This is a genomic window from Alcanivorax sp. DG881 (assembly GCF_000155615.1).
Classification (GTDB): Bacteria; Pseudomonadota; Gammaproteobacteria; order Pseudomonadales; family Alcanivoracaceae; genus Alcanivorax.
The window spans coordinates 197,001-210,694 of the sequence record NZ_DS989915.1; the positions used below are offsets into that span (position 1 = coordinate 197,001).

The window sequence follows — 13,694 nt, forward strand, 5'->3', positions numbered from 1 at the left end:
AGTTTCGAAAAACCAACCCGGTTTTGATTTTCGCTCCTCGAAACTCGCTTCTCGTCACTGACGTTTCATTCAACAAGGACATTCCATGGATTGGTTTCAGGCTCTGGTTCTTGCTCTGATACAAGGGCTCACCGAGTTTCTCCCTATCTCCAGTTCCGCCCATTTGATTCTTCCATCACAGATTCTGGGCTGGCCGGATCAGGGGCTGGCGTTTGATGTGGCGGTGCATTTGGGCACCTTGCTGGCGGTGATGGTGTATTACCGCCGCGACCTGGTGGCCATGGTGGGGGGCGCCGGCGTGGCGGTGCAGCAGCGGCGAATGAATGATGACCTGAAGCTGGGGTTGCTGGTGGTGTTGGCCACCATTCCGGCTGTGGTGTTCGGTTTTCTTGGTGATGATTTTATTGAGCAGGAACTTCGCTCGGCGCTGGTGATTGCCATCACTACGTTGGTATTCGGCGCCCTGTTATGGGCATCGGATGCGTTCGGGAAACGCGAATTTTCGCTGGCCCGATTGGGCATCGCCGGTGCTGTTTTCATCGGTTTGGCCCAGGCCTTGGCACTCATCCCCGGGACCTCGCGCAGCGGCATTACCATTACCGCCGCACTGGCGTTGGGGTATCGCCGGGAAGACGCGGCCCGCTTTTCCTTTTTGCTGTCCATTCCGGTGATCCTGGGCGCGGGTTTGTTGAAAACCAAAGACCTGATCGAACAACAGATAGCCGTGGACTGGGGAATGATGGCGCTGGGCGTATTGGTCAGCGCGGTGACAGCCTACCTGACCATTGTGTTCTTCATCCGCCTGCTTGAGCGCATTGGCATGCTGCCGTTCGTAGTCTACCGGCTAGTATTGGGTGTGGCCCTGTTATTCTGGCTGGCATGACACTGAACGCGTCTCTGGATACCGTGCTGGGGCTGTTGCCGGGTTGCCCTGAAGGGCTGCCCGGCAGGGCCGTGGAAAACGAAGCTCAGGCCTGTGCCGCCGAACTGGAACTGGTGCTTGGCTGGCACCATGAGTGCCTCGGGCTGTGGCGACCCCAGGGCAAGGAAACGCCGCTCATGGTCAGTTTTTGCGAAGGCAAACAGGGCTACCGGTTAACCCCGGAGCGGGTGCGTCATGAACGGTTGATCAAGGCGTTGGGCAAGCCCAAAGAAGAGCGTATTCGCGTACTGGATGCCACTGCGGGGCTGGGGCGTGATGCGGCACTTATGGCGCAAGCGGGGTTTTCGGTACTGCTGGCCGAACGCTCACCTGTACTGCACGCCATGCTTGCAGATGGCCTGCAACGGGCACCTGCTGGCCTGGCAGCCAACATGCAATTACTCGCTTGCGAGGACAGCCGAACCCGCGAGGCTTGTGACTTGCACGCGGTGTACCTGGATCCCATGTTTCCTGCCCGGGAAAAAAGCGCGGCGGTGAAGAAAGATTTGCAGTGGTTACAGCGTCTCTGTGCGTATCCCGACGCTGAGGAAGAGCGACTGATGCTGGCCTGGGCTCGTGCCCTTGAGCCTGCCCGCGTGGTGGTAAAACGGCCCGCCAAGGCGGGTTACCTGGCGGGTGTCACGCCGTCCTTTAGCCAAAAGGGCAAGGCGGTACGCTTCGATATCTATACCTGTCCCTAGGGAGCCTCTCAATCGCTTTTTTGCTCGATAGCCGGTGTCTTGTGTGAATGGCACCGGCCGAGGCGGCCGGCGATCCTCAAGACGCGTTTGACGAAGCGGTGACCAGATTCCCCAGGTTGGTGACTCGAGTGACGCGCTGAATCGCGTCACTGATATCCGGGCTGAGGATGCGATTGGCTTCGTCATCCAGCGCTTCCAGTTTTTCGCCGAACTCCAGGGCGCCGCTGTCATCAGGTGTCACCAGGCCAGTGGAATAAAGCTGGGCGATAAAGTTCTTCAGTACAACCTTGTCGAAGAACTCGGGGGAGTTGAATTCATAGAGCAATGAAAGCCGCTGGGCAGTCTGGTGAGCCAGCTCGCTCAACTGTTCAGCAGTAAGCATGCCGGAGCCGTATTGCACCAGCAGCCGGATGGTCAGGTAGTAACGCTCCAAAGAGGGCATTACCGTCTGGCCAAGATGGTCGAGCATGTCGGATTCGTGGGTATGAATCGCAGCGCCATGCAGGCAGTCATTCTCCCGGCCGATCAGTTGTTCCTGTTGCAGCACGGTGACGATGTTGTTTACCGCAGCAGCCAGCTCCTCGTCGTCCTGCCAGTGCAGGAAATACTCGTTACGCAGGAAGGGGTAAAGCAGGCGCACCATGCTTTGCAGTACCTCCATGCTGATGGAGCGCGCATTCATCACCAGCGAGCAAATCAGACCGGGAAGAATGAACAGATGCAGGCTGTTGTTACGCACGTAGGCCATCTGCAGCGCGGTTTTCTCATCGGTGGTTACCACGTCGCCGAGTTTGTGCTCGATCCGGTCCAGAAAATCGTGCTCCAGCCCATACTCGATGATGGCGTTGGCATCGTCGGTGGCCAGTGCAGCGCTGTCGCTGTAAGGCGCCTGCTTGAGCAGGGAAATATACAGATCCAGCTGCTGGCGAAGCTGGGCAATGTCCATGGTGTGCTTGGGCGAGGCCAACAATGCCAGGCTGAGCAGGTTAATCGGGTTGGCCACGGCGGCGGCGTTGATGGATTCCACCACTTCCTGCCCGAGCTCTTCCACCACATGCTTGAACCAGGAGGGATTGTCACCGGAAGCCACGGTTTCATTGCGCCATTTCGGATTGTGCTGATCCAGGTAGTCCACCAGTTTGATCGGTTCGCCAAAATTCAGATGCACCTGACCAAAGTGGCTGCGCAGGACCGCCAGGGACTTCATGAGCCCGCCGACGGATTCCTTCTGCTTTTTCTTGCCATGCAGTTCACCGATGTAGGAACCGGCTTCGATGACTTTTTCGTAGCCCACATAGACGGGCACAAAGGCGATGGGCTTGCGCGAATCACGCAGGAAGCTGCGTACGGTCATGGCCAGCATGCCGGTGCGCGGCTTGAGCATGCGACCACTGCGGCTGCGGCCGCCTTCCACGAAATATTCGATGGAAAAGCCGCGCGCTGTAATGGTGTGCAGATATTCGCTGAACACGGCGGCATACAAAGGGTTGTCACGGAAGCTGCGACGCATGAAGAAGGCGCCCCCGCGTCGCAGAATGGTACCGACAATGGGCAGGTTCAAATTGATGCCGGCGGCAATGTGCGGCGGCACCAGGCCATTGCGAAACATCACGAAGGACAGCAGCAGGTAATCGATGTGGCTGCGGTGGCAGGGCACGTAAATAATTTCGTGATCGCCGGCCACCTTGGTCAGGTTGTCCATGTTGTACAGACGAATCCCGCCGTATAAACGGTTCCACACCCAGTTCAGCAACAGCTCCAGGAAGCGGATTACGGTGTGCGAATAATCCGCCGCAATTTCCATCACATAGCTGCGTGCTTTTGCCTCCAGTTTTTCTTCGCTGACATCCTGGCGCTTGGCTTCCGCACGGATGACATCACGCACGGGAATGGAATCCACCACAGTGTTGGTGAGGGTACGGCGGTGGGACAGATCAGGTCCGATGGCCGCTTCCTGCTGGCGGCGGAAATGTACCCGCAGAATGCGTGATGCCTTGCGTACTGCCTGGTCGTCTTTCTGACACTGGTCAACCAGGGTGCGCAGGGACATGGGGCGGCTGAACTGGACGTACAGCTGCCGGCCCTGGGTAAGAATAATGAAGAATTTTTTGATGAAGCCAGCGGGGGACCAGTTATCTGAAAACAGGATACGCCACATGGAGTTTTCTTTTTCCGGGCGACGGCCCCAGAACACGGAGACAGGCACAAGCTGTACATCGGCTTCCGGGTTGGCACGCAGGGCCGCAACCAGCTTCTCCAACCGGGGAGGGGACACCGCCCGGCGCTGACGGCGGTTACCCAGTTGGCGGCGGTAAAGCTGAAAATAACTGTGATTGAGGTGTGTCTTTCCCAGCGTCAGGCCGCGCAGGGCTGAAGAGAGCCCCAGCTGGCGAGCGGTCTGGTCGGCCACGGCCGCATCGGCAGCAGAGCGGTCGCTGAGTACATAGACCACCGGGGTGTTGGCAGCAAGCTGCAGTTCCTTGGGATCAGAAGGGAGCGCATTGGCGCGGGTGCACAGGCGTAAAAATACGCGTATGAGGAAGAAACCTAGTCGATCCAGGCCAAGCCAAGGTGTCATAGTCGGATACAGTTAACGAATGTGAGCCAAGTGTATCGAAAGCCCTGAGTCCGGAACACCAGCGGATATTTCAATTTGTTTCAAAATTGCTGCGACTGGACGACAACGGGCGTATGGCAGGGGCCGGCGCTGATTCGACCTGCTATAATTGTGGGAATTATTCCCCGCCATGGACAGAGTGAAGGAGCCTCCGGTGTCGACACCGCAATCCGGTATTTTTGACCGCAGTTATGCCCATCATGTGTTTTTCGAGTTCAGTCTTGGCAGTGGCCACAAGACCGAGTCACTGCGCCAGGCTCTGCGTGATCTGGTTGCGCTGAAGAGTGAGAAGACCCCGGTTTTACTGGGTTTCGGGCCGGATCTCTGGGCGTGCTTTGATTCCCGCTTCAGTTTTCCCCCTTTTTCTTTGGAGGGGCACATTCCGGCCACCCAGGGGGATTTGTGGGTGTGGGTGCAGGCCCGGGAGGCGGGAGACCTGTTCGATACCACCATGCAGGTACGCCAAGCGGTGGGTGACCTGCTCGCGACCCAGCTTGAGCTGACCGCCTTTGTGTACCACGACATGCGCGATTTGACCGGTTTTGTGGATGGCATCGGCAACCCCACCGGGGAAAAGGCGGAACAGGCGACCTTTATCGCTGAGCCGCACCCCGGCGCAGGCGGTAGCTGGGTGCTGACCCAGAAATGGATTCACGATCTGGGCAAGTTCAACCAGTTACCGGTCAGTGAGCAGGAGAATGTGTTTGGCCGGACCAAGGAAGACGCCGTGGAGTTCGATGATGAGCGCATGCCCGCGGATGCCCACGTAGGACGCGTCGATGTCGACCGGGACGGTGTGGCCCAGAAAATGTGGCGACGGTCGGTCCCTTACGGTGACAGCGGACAGCATGGCCTGTATTTCCTGGCATTTTGTTGCGAGCTGGACCGTTATGATTTTCTGCTGCGACGCATGTATGGCATTGCGGATGACTCAGTGAAAGACCGGTTGCTGGAATTTACCCGGCCGGTGATGGGCTCCTGGTGGTATGCCCCGTCCCAGGACTGGCTGGATGCGCTCTGATTCGGCCTGCATTGGGGTATCGCCATGAAGACCAGCAGCGTTTTCAGTATCCCTTGGTTGGCTTGTCTGCTGATGCTGTTGGCAGGATGTGAAACCGGTGGCACCCAGGTGGTGCAGTCCTATCCGGGGCAGTTTGGTGTGTTTTGCCCGCAGTGGAGCGAGTGTCTCAACGCGGCGCAACGGGCCTGTGGAGGGGTGGGGTATACCATTGAGCGGGCGTCACCGGAGAAAGGGGAGCTTGAAGTCATCTGCCAGGATGGCAATCGCCGGCAGGAACCCTCGGCAAGCACACCGGAGCAGTTGCGCGAGCGCTGCCTGCAATCGCCAGACTATCCCTGCTGAATCCCTGCTGAGCGCTACAAAGCGAAAGAGGATGGCGAGCAGGGTGCCTGGTGTCAGTCTTTCCCGTTCTGGGTGTCGTCGTCGCCGGAGTCCAGCCAGATAAACAGGGCAAAACACCCGGCGAAGACCAGAATACCCGCAATCACGGCGATTCCTGCCAGAACCACGCTGTCCATATACATAAAAAATCCTCCCGGAGCCTGTCTCGGTAGCATGACAGGTTCAGGGAGGATAGTGATGATGCAGGTCAACATTTGCCACCGGAACCCGGTAGCAACACAGCCCTAGTCGCCGGTTTTCCAGCCGGTGAACATTTTCTTCACCAGGAAGGGCGTGAGCTTCAATGAGGCGCCGAGCCACTGGCCAACGCTGGACGGGAAAACGAACAGCAGGGCGTTCTTGATGCCGTTGTAGGTGGCTTCGTCAAATGGGTACCAGAAGATATTGCGTTTGGACGGCAGAATATCCCAGTTCACCACTTTCGCCTGCGTCATTTCCTCCAGCCCTTCCGGGCCATGGGTGCGGCCAATGCCGGATTCCTTCCAGCCACCCCAGGGGGTTTCGGACAGGCCGTGGCTGTAAAGATGATCGTTTACGGTGGTAACCCCGGATTGCAACCGGGCGGCAATGGCGCGCCCGCGCTTGTTGTCTTTGGTCCAGACTGAAGAGGTCAGCGCCAGATTGGAATCGTTGGCCTTGCGAATGGCTTCTTCTTCATTGGCCACACGTTGTACTGCGATCAACGGCCCGAAGGTTTCATCGCACATGGTGAGCATGTCGTCGGTGACCTGGGTGAGCAGGGTGGCGGGGAAGAAGAAGCCGTTTTCCACATTGCCCACCGGGCGTGACTGGGCTTCGATGCGGGCGCCTTTGGCCAGCGCATCTTCCACGTGCTGCTGCACGGTGCGCAGCTGACCGGCCGTGGTCAGGCTGCCGATATCCACATCGAAACCGCTGCAACCGATGCCGTGGCGCAGTTGGCGAGTCTTCTTGGCCAACAGGTCCACGAATTGGTCGTACACCGCATCCACTACATAGACGCGTTCCACGCCGCCACAGCTTTGCCCGGCATTCTGGTAGCCGCCCCAAGCGGCGCCGTTGGTGGCACGCTCCAGATCCGCGTCTTCGAGCACCAGCATGGGGTCATTGCCGCCCAGCTCCAGGGAAACAGGTGTCAGCGTTTGCGCGGCCTGAGCCATCAACGTTTTGCCCGCAGGTACCGAGCCGGTGAAGAACAGCTTGTCGATGCCGTTATCGAAAAAGCCGGTGGCCACTTTAGAGCCAGAGCCGACAATGTGTTGGAACAGGCCTTCAGGAAGTTCGCCGGCCGCGACGATTTGTTCGATGGCGCGGCCCACTGCCGGGGTGGCGGCGGCCACTTTCAGCATCACGCCATTGCCGGCCATCAGGGCCATGACGATTTCGCCGAAGGGAATCGACAAGGGGTAGTTCCAGGGGCTGATGATGCCCACCACGCCCAGTGGCACGCGCAGCATGTGGGTGCGCTTGTTGAAGAACAGGATGCTGCCAGCGGGGCGGTTTCGCTCTTTCAGGTAGTGCTCGGCGTTTTTCGCATACCACTTGCAGGCCAGGGCACAGGGCAGCACTTCGGTGGCCAGGGCATCGGTGAGGGTTTTGCCGTTGCTCTCGCTGACAGTGCGCGCCAGATCATCCGCTCGATCGACAATGTAGCTGCGCATCATCTGGATATGACGGGCCCGTTCCTTGAAGGACTTGGCCGCCCAGATGGCTTGCGCCTCGCGGGCCTTTGCCAGCATTTGTGGCAAGGCTTCAAGGTTGGTTTCGCTCAGTTCGGCGACGGCGGTGCCAGTGGCGGGGTTGGTATCGACCACCACGTTGGCGGTCAGCTTTTCTTGTGCAGTCATGTGAAGGGGACTCCATCACGGCAGGCCGCAGTGAGCGGCCCGCAGGCTATTCGGGATAGTGAAAAGAGGGTTAGAGAAACATAGAGTAAACACGCTGGCTAGGGCCTGTCGACAGGAATTTAGGGCGCTCCGGCTAGCGGGCTCCTGGCGCATTCGCTGCTGGGGCATCCAGCTCTGCGGTTCCGGCGAGGCGCGCGGCCATCCGCTCGAAGGTTAGGGCGATGCGCTCCACTGCCCCGGCAATCAGTTCCTGGTTCCGCTGCTCCATGTTGCCGGCCTCGGCCATGGCGGTTTTCAGGCGTTCGGAGTCGGCGCGAAAACGGTCATCGCAATGCCCCCGGGCGCAGGCCTGGTAGGCATCCGCCAGGGACTGCTGCCATTGTGCTGCGCTGTCCTGTAATGCGGGGGACGACTGGGTATTGATACGTCCTTGTACCCATAAGGAAACCTGGCCCAGGTTGAGGCCGGTCAGCCCCAGGTCGGTGAAGTGACGCCGTTCTTCGGGCAGGGCCTTGTCACAGATAGTGAGCCAGCGAAGGCGATCTGCCATGCGGGCGTTGAAGCCTTCTTCATTAATGCGGTGGCGATGATGGCCAATCATTGCCAGGTCGTCGGCGGTATCGCGAATCAGGCGCCTGCGCAGGCCTGGGCCATTGGGAGGCGTAATCAGGCGGAACATCATGTAGGCGATAAAGATGCCGCCGGTAATGGCCAGGCCGTTGCTGGCCACGCGGGCCACATCAAAATCCATGGCGTTGCCGGGCTGCACCAGGATGATGTACGGAGTGCAGAAACCAAGGCCGTAGGCCAGGGTGGTCGGATTGCTGATGGCCAGTAGCGCCACGAACAGCGGTGCGCCAAGAATCAGGATCAGTAGCGGAAAATCACCGTTGCTCAGGGCCAGCAGGGGCAGGGTGAAAAACAGGGCGACGGGGGCTGCCAGCACCGAGGTGATGGTGGCCCTGCGCAGCACCACATCCGGTTCGGGCAGGCGGGCAAAAAGGATGGTGAAGATCACCGGCATGATCATCAACATGATCGCCATGGGGCTGGCTGTGCCGATCCACAACCCGGCGGCAATCATGAATACCAGGGCGCTGCGAACCCCTACGGCGGCGGCAATCTGCAGGTCTCGGTAGGGTTTCAGGCCCTGTGGGCGCAGTTGCATTTCCCTGCTGAAGTGCAGGGCACGGTTGGCTTCCAGGGCGAGAATAATATCGGCGGTCAGGTTCAGGGCGACCTGGAAAAAGCGTCGTTGCAGCGGGGAGGCATCATCGTCCTGTTCGCCGCTGGCGGTGCGTAGTTGCTGGCGCAGGCGCTGTACTTCTTCCATGGCGTCTTCGGCGGACTGGGTTTCGCGCATGCGTTTGAAGGACTGGCGCAGCGATTCGAGCATGTCCTGCAGGGCGGGGGTCAGCAAATCACTGTGGTTACGCATCAGACGGCCGATGACCCGGATGCGGGCGATCAGCGACAGGGTCTTGTGGCAGATGACGGTGGCGGCGCGGGCCCGGCCTGGGCCCTGGGCGCCTTCGTAGAGGACGGCGCTGCTGTCATCACTCAGGGGAAAAATGCTTTGCAGCAGGGTGTCTACCTGAATGTGGCGCTGGGCGTGGGTGCCTGCCGGGTTGAGTTCCAGTTCCAGGTAGGCAAGGGTCTGGTTGAGGGCGCCACGGGCGTGCTTTTGCAGCAGATGGCTGACGCGGGCAGGCCACAGCAGGTTACTGACCAGGGTTGCGCAGACTGCGCCGACAATGATTTCGCTGACCCGGGCATTGGCCACATGAAAAATGCCAACACTGGACGTCGTGGTGGGGTTGGCGATGGAGATCACCACAATCAGCGTCGCGGTGATACCCGCCATGGCAAAGCCATAAATGAAATTGGCTTGCCGCACCCAGGCAGAAGCCGCCGCATTGAGACCGATCCACAGGGTTAGCGCCAGTAATGCCATGAACGGATAGGGTAGCAAGGTGGCCAGGATCAGCAGGCCCATGGCGCCGCCTACCAGGGTGCCGCCGATCTGGCACAGCCCCTTTTCAATCACCAGGCCGGTCTCCGGCCGGACCTGCAGAAATACAGCGGAAATGAGGGCCCAGTAGGGCCGCTCGAGTTGCATGAGCATGGACAGGTAGAGTGCCAGGCCCATGGCAATAATGCCCTTGAGCGCAAAGAGCACGGAATGGCGCTCCGGGGTGAGAATGACGGCCAGGCGCGGTGGCAAAGTCATGGCAGGCCAATCATGGTGCGGCAGGTGCGTCGTGCAGGCGCACGGTGGCGGTCATGCCTGCGGCCAGCAGGATGTCATCGGGAACTGACTCCAGTTCGATGTGCACCGGAATGCGCTGGGCTAGCCGCACCCAGTTGAAGGTCTGCTGTACCTGCGGGAGCAGCTGCCGGTCGGTCTGGGTGTTGGCATTGGCGATGGCCTGCCCGACGCTGGTCACTGTTCCCCGCAGGGTGCGCGAGCCATTCATGAGGATCACGGAGGCGTCCTGACCCACGTGTACCAGTGGCAATTTGGTTTCCTCGAAATAGCCGGTGACGTAGAAGCTGTCGGCTTTGACCATGGAGACCACCGGGCTGCCCTGATTGACAAAATTCCCTTGCTGCAGGGTCAGGTTGACGATGGTGCCGTCCGCCGGTGCATGGATGCGGGTGCGCTCAAGATTGATGTTGGCACTGTCCCGTTCAGCCTTGGCCAGCGCCACATTGGCCTTGGCCAGTTGAGCCTGAATGCTGGCGCTTTCCAGGGCTTCCTTGCTGATGCTGTTATTGCTGCTGCGGTGCAGTTCCTGGCGACGCTGGTACTGGTGCTGGGCAAGCCGCAGGGCTTCCTGCTGGTAGAGTAGCTGCGCGTCGGCCTTGGCCAGTGCGGCCTGATAGCGAGTGTCGTCGATGCTGAACAGTGGGTCGCCCCGGCTGACGCTCTGGTTGTCTTCAATGTTGAGTTCACGGACCCAGCCGGAGACATCCGGGGACAGGGTGATGATTTCTGCCCGCACTTTGCCGTCCCGGGTCCAGGGCGCGTAGAGGTAGTAGTTCCATACCCAGTTCCCGGCGATCAGGGCCAGGATGACCAGAACGACGGTGACCAGAATTCGAAGCGATTGTCGCATGGCGCGTCCTTGTGTCAGTCAGCTTAATAGCCGCAGTGAAAGTGCAACAAAACAGACGAACAGGGAAAGGTAGAACCAAGCGCCTTTCCATATCTGGTGATGCCAGCCCAGCTGTCTGAGCAGCAGGTGAGACACCAGAGTGAGTACCAGTGCCAGCAGCACCAGCAACACCATGGGGCTGAACAGCATGCCGCCCACGGGGATTTCATGCAGCCACATGGTGCCTCCCGATCCGTGTTGGAGCTTTCATAGTAGGGGCAGTTTGCCTGAATTTGTAGCAGGGTGCTGCGCCTGCCTGATACGCCCACGTTTTTGGTCAGGGCATTCAGGCAGGAGTGTTGTTAGTTCAGGAGTGCGGGGAATATTACGCGGAGGTCATCAGGTGCTGGAGCAGCCGCTGATAGATCTGCGTCAGGGTGTCCAGTTCGCTGATGCTGGTGTGCTCGTCCACCTTGTGGATGGTGGCGTTGGTGGGGCCCAGCTCCACCACCTGCGTGCCGGTGGGGGCGATAAAGCGGCCATCGCTGGTGCCGCCGGCGGTGGACAGTTCGGTGTCCAGCTCGGTGACATCGCGGATGGCACTGACGGCCGCGTCCACCAGGGCGCCGCGGTCGGTGAGAAACGGCTGGCCGGACAGGGTCCATTTCAAATCATAGTCCAGGCCATGTTTGTCAAAGATGGCTTCCGTACGCTCGCGAAGAATGGCGTCAGTGAGTTCGGTGGAGAAACGGAAATTGAAAATGATTTCGCAGGTGCCGGGAATCACGTTGGTGGCACCGGTGCCGCCATTGATGTTGGAAATCTGGAAACTGGTGGCAGGGAAAAAATCGTTACCCTGATCCCACTCGGTGGTTGCCAGTTCCGCCAGTGCAGGAGCCACATCGTGCACCGGGTTACGGGCCAGATGCGGGTAGGCCACGTGGCCCTGGATGCCTTTTACGGTGAGCTTGGCGCCCAGCGAACCCCGGCGACCATTCTTGATCACGTCACCGACCGTGTTGGTGGATGACGGTTCGCCCACCAGGCAGTAATCCATGTGTTCCTGGCGAGCCTGCAGGTGCTCCACCACCTTGACGGTGCCGTTGACGGATGGTCCCTCTTCATCGGCGGTGATCAGAAAAGCCAGGCTGCCGTTATGGTCCGGGTGGGCGGCGATAAAGTCTTCCATGGCCACCATCATGGCGGCGATGGAGCCTTTCATGTCGGCGGTCCCGCGCCCGTACAGCAGATCGCCTTCCTCGGTGGGGGTGAACGGATCGTATTTCCAGGCGGCGACGTCGCCGGTGGGCACCACGTCGGTATGGCCGGCGAAAGCAAATACCGGCCCCTGCTTGCCGCGACGGGCCCACAGGTTTCGTACTTCTTCGAACCACAGGGTTTCACATTCGAATCCCAGCGCTTCGAGCTTTTCGATCATCCAGTCCTGACAGCCTTCATCTTCCGGAGTAACGGAAGCGCGGCGGATGAGTTCCTTGGTGTAGTCGAGAGTGCGGGACATCAATATACGCTCCAGCTTCGCTGGCATGCTTCACGCAACACGCAACACGGAAAAGCGTGCTGCATGAGGCGTGGTGCGTGCGGCGACTTAGTTATGCTTATGCAGCTCTTCGTTCAGGGCAATGGCGCTCTTGTTGGTGAGGCACTGCACGGCACCGCTGAGGGTGTCACGACGGAACAGCAGGTCGGACTGGCCAGCCAGGTCGCGGGCTTTTACGGTGTTGGCGATTTCGCCCTTGTCGTCAAGCAATTGCACTTTGGAGCCGGAGGTGATGTACAGGCCGGCTTCGATGGTGCAGCGGTCGCCCAGCGGAATGCCGGTGCCGGCATTGGCGCCCAGCAGGCAGCCTTCGCCCAGGGAAATGATGATGTTGCCGCCGCCAGACAGGGTGCCCATGGTGGACGCGCCACCGCCGATGTCGGAGCCTTTACCTACAAACACGCCAGCGGAGATGCGGCCTTCGATCATGCCCGGGCCTTCAGTGCCTGCGTTAAAGTTGATGAAGCCTTCGTGCATGATGGTAGTGCCTTCACCCACATAAGCGCCCAGGCGAACCCGTGACGTATCGGCGATACGCACGCCGGCGGGAACCACGTAGTCGGTCATCTTGGGGAACTTGTCCACGCTGTTTACTTCCAGCACTTTGCCGTTCAGGCGGGCCAGCAGTTGACGCTCGGGCAGCTCTTCCAGGTCCACGGCACCTTCGTTGGTCCAGGCCACATTGGGTAGCAGTGGGAACATGCCGGACAGGTTAACGCCGTGGGGTTTCACCAGACGGTGCGAGATCAGGTGCAGCTTGAGATAGGCTTCCGGGGTGGTGGCAGGCTCGGCGTCCGTTTCCAGAACGGTCAGCACCACCGGGCGATCGGACTCCTGAAACGCTACGGCATAGCTGGCTTCGTGCTCGAAACCGGCTTCACGCCATTCGCGGGCAATATGCTGAACCTGGCGGTGGGTCAGCTCCATGGCTGCGTTTCCGCCCTGGTAATCCAGCTCGTCGCGAATCACCTCGATCAGCTTGTCGTCCGGGTTAAGAGCCGGGTCCGGGTAAAAGACTTCGAGCCAGTTGTCGTTACGGTTCTTGGTGCCGCAACCCAGTGCGATGGCGAAAAAATTGCTCATGTTGTCTCCTGACGTCGAGCTGGAGGCCTTGCTACCAGAAGCCGGACGTTGATCGGGTAATGTCGGGCATCCGGCGTTGGGCGTCCGGCGTTATTTCAATGTATTTCCCCACTCGTCGGCCTTGAAGCCGGCGAGAATGAAATCGTTGCTTTGCAAAATCGGGCGCTTGATGACGGACGAATTTTCCATGGCCAGATTGACGGATTTCTCCGTGTTCATGGACTCCTTGACCACGTCGTCCAGTTTGCGCCAGGTGGTGCCGCGTTTGTTGATCACGGTTTCCCAGCCCAGCGCTTCCAGCCACTGACGTAACCGCTGTTCCGGCACACCTTCTTTCTTGTAATCGTGAAAGTGGTAAGCCACGCCATTGTCATCCAGCCATTTCATGGCTTTCTTCATGGTATCGCAGTTCTTGATACCAAAGAGGGTCAGTTCCATGTCTGTTCCTGTTAAAACCTTTCTGTAG

At 59.4% G+C, this 13,694-nt stretch carries 13 protein-coding genes; 4 read left to right on the top strand and 9 right to left on the bottom strand.

Annotation, left to right across the window (positions count from 1 at the left end; genetic code table 11):
• Positions 1–85 precede the first annotated feature (85 nt).
• Positions 86–883, top strand: coding sequence for an undecaprenyl-diphosphate phosphatase (locus tag ADG881_RS00850; protein WP_007150260.1), 798 nt, complete (start codon positions 86–88; stop codon positions 881–883).
• Positions 880–1,623, top strand: a complete 744-nt coding sequence (locus ADG881_RS00855) for a class I SAM-dependent methyltransferase (RefSeq protein ID WP_007150697.1) — start codon at positions 880–882, stop codon at positions 1,621–1,623. Before ADG881_RS00850 ends, ADG881_RS00855 begins: the two co-directional genes overlap by 4 nt.
• A 76-nt stretch (positions 1,624–1,699) precedes the next feature.
• On the opposite strand, the gene plsB is transcribed toward ADG881_RS00855, so the two are convergent.
• The gene (gene plsB / locus ADG881_RS00860; protein WP_007150989.1) at positions 1,700–4,201 is read right to left on the bottom strand and encodes a glycerol-3-phosphate 1-O-acyltransferase PlsB; all 2,502 of its coding nucleotides are present in this window, start codon (positions 4,199–4,201) and stop codon (positions 1,700–1,702) included.
• Positions 4,202–4,394: 193 nt separating this feature from the next.
• On the opposite strand from plsB, the gene ADG881_RS00865 reads away from it, so the two are divergent.
• Both ADG881_RS00865 and ADG881_RS00870 read left to right on the top strand, forming a co-directional pair.
• Entirely contained in the window at positions 4,395–5,261 is an 867-nt protein-coding gene (locus ADG881_RS00865; protein WP_232211660.1) for a Dyp-type peroxidase, read from the top strand.
• 24 nt (positions 5,262–5,285) lie between these two features.
• Positions 5,286–5,603, top strand: coding sequence for a hypothetical protein (locus ADG881_RS00870; protein WP_007148588.1), 318 nt, complete (start codon positions 5,286–5,288; stop codon positions 5,601–5,603).
• A gap of 53 nt (positions 5,604–5,656) precedes the next feature.
• On the opposite strand, the gene ccoM is transcribed toward ADG881_RS00870, so the two are convergent.
• The 8 genes from ccoM to ADG881_RS00905 all read right to left on the bottom strand — a co-directional run bounded on the left by ccoM (position 5,657) and on the right by ADG881_RS00905 (position 13,666).
• Positions 5,657–5,785, bottom strand: coding sequence for a cytochrome c oxidase subunit CcoM (gene ccoM, locus ADG881_RS17795; RefSeq protein WP_255342850.1), 129 nt, complete (start codon positions 5,783–5,785; stop codon positions 5,657–5,659).
• A 102-nt stretch (positions 5,786–5,887) separates the two neighbouring features.
• Complete coding sequence (locus ADG881_RS00875) at positions 5,888–7,489, bottom strand: aldehyde dehydrogenase family protein (protein WP_007150917.1); 1,602 nt, start codon at positions 7,487–7,489, stop codon at positions 5,888–5,890.
• Positions 7,490–7,622: 133 nt separating this feature from the next.
• Positions 7,623–9,719: an FUSC family protein gene (locus ADG881_RS00880; RefSeq protein ID WP_007149594.1), complete on the bottom strand. Its 2,097-nt coding sequence runs from the start codon at positions 9,717–9,719 to the stop codon at positions 7,623–7,625.
• 10 nt (positions 9,720–9,729) lie between these two features.
• On the bottom strand, positions 9,730–10,608 hold the full coding sequence (locus tag ADG881_RS00885) for an HlyD family secretion protein (protein WP_007148965.1): 879 nt from the start codon (positions 10,606–10,608) through the stop codon (positions 9,730–9,732).
• Between the two features lie 18 nt (positions 10,609–10,626).
• Positions 10,627–10,827 carry a DUF1656 domain-containing protein gene (locus tag ADG881_RS00890; protein WP_007151263.1) on the bottom strand — a complete coding sequence of 67 codons (201 nt, stop codon included), beginning with the start codon at positions 10,825–10,827 and terminating at the stop codon, positions 10,627–10,629.
• 145 nt (positions 10,828–10,972) lie between these two features.
• A complete protein-coding gene (gene dapE, locus ADG881_RS00895) occupies positions 10,973–12,106 on the bottom strand; it encodes a succinyl-diaminopimelate desuccinylase (RefSeq protein ID WP_039925877.1) in 1,134 nt (377 codons plus the stop codon).
• Between the two features lie 87 nt (positions 12,107–12,193).
• Positions 12,194–13,228 carry a 2,3,4,5-tetrahydropyridine-2,6-dicarboxylate N-succinyltransferase gene (dapD, locus tag ADG881_RS00900; RefSeq protein ID WP_007150597.1) on the bottom strand — a complete coding sequence of 345 codons (1,035 nt, stop codon included), beginning with the start codon at positions 13,226–13,228 and terminating at the stop codon, positions 12,194–12,196.
• Between the two features lie 90 nt (positions 13,229–13,318).
• Positions 13,319–13,666: an ArsC family reductase gene (locus ADG881_RS00905; RefSeq protein ID WP_007149906.1), complete on the bottom strand. Its 348-nt coding sequence runs from the start codon at positions 13,664–13,666 to the stop codon at positions 13,319–13,321.
• Positions 13,667–13,694: the final 28 nt, after the last annotated feature.

Coding starts and splice junctions, on each gene's coding strand:
- ADG881_RS00850 (WP_007150260.1), top strand. CDS start 86: ATGGATTGGTTTCAGGCTCTGGTTCTTGCTCTGATACAAGGGCTCACC.
- ccoM (WP_255342850.1), bottom strand. CDS start 5,785: ATGTATATGGACAGCGTGGTTCTGGCAGGAATCGCCGTGATTGCGGGT.
- ADG881_RS00890 (WP_007151263.1), bottom strand. CDS start 10,827: ATGTGGCTGCATGAAATCCCCGTGGGCGGCATGCTGTTCAGCCCCATG.
- ADG881_RS00880 (WP_007149594.1), bottom strand. CDS start 9,719: ATGACTTTGCCACCGCGCCTGGCCGTCATTCTCACCCCGGAGCGCCAT.
- dapD (WP_007150597.1), bottom strand. CDS start 13,228: ATGAGCAATTTTTTCGCCATCGCACTGGGTTGCGGCACCAAGAACCGT.
- ADG881_RS00905 (WP_007149906.1), bottom strand. CDS start 13,666: ATGGAACTGACCCTCTTTGGTATCAAGAACTGCGATACCATGAAGAAA.
- ADG881_RS00875 (WP_007150917.1), bottom strand. CDS start 7,489: ATGACTGCACAAGAAAAGCTGACCGCCAACGTGGTGGTCGATACCAAC.
- plsB (WP_007150989.1), bottom strand. CDS start 4,201: ATGACACCTTGGCTTGGCCTGGATCGACTAGGTTTCTTCCTCATACGC.
- ADG881_RS00870 (WP_007148588.1), top strand. CDS start 5,286: ATGAAGACCAGCAGCGTTTTCAGTATCCCTTGGTTGGCTTGTCTGCTG.
- dapE (WP_039925877.1), bottom strand. CDS start 12,106: ATGTCCCGCACTCTCGACTACACCAAGGAACTCATCCGCCGCGCTTCC.
- ADG881_RS00855 (WP_007150697.1), top strand. CDS start 880: ATGACACTGAACGCGTCTCTGGATACCGTGCTGGGGCTGTTGCCGGGT.
- ADG881_RS00885 (WP_007148965.1), bottom strand. CDS start 10,608: ATGCGACAATCGCTTCGAATTCTGGTCACCGTCGTTCTGGTCATCCTG.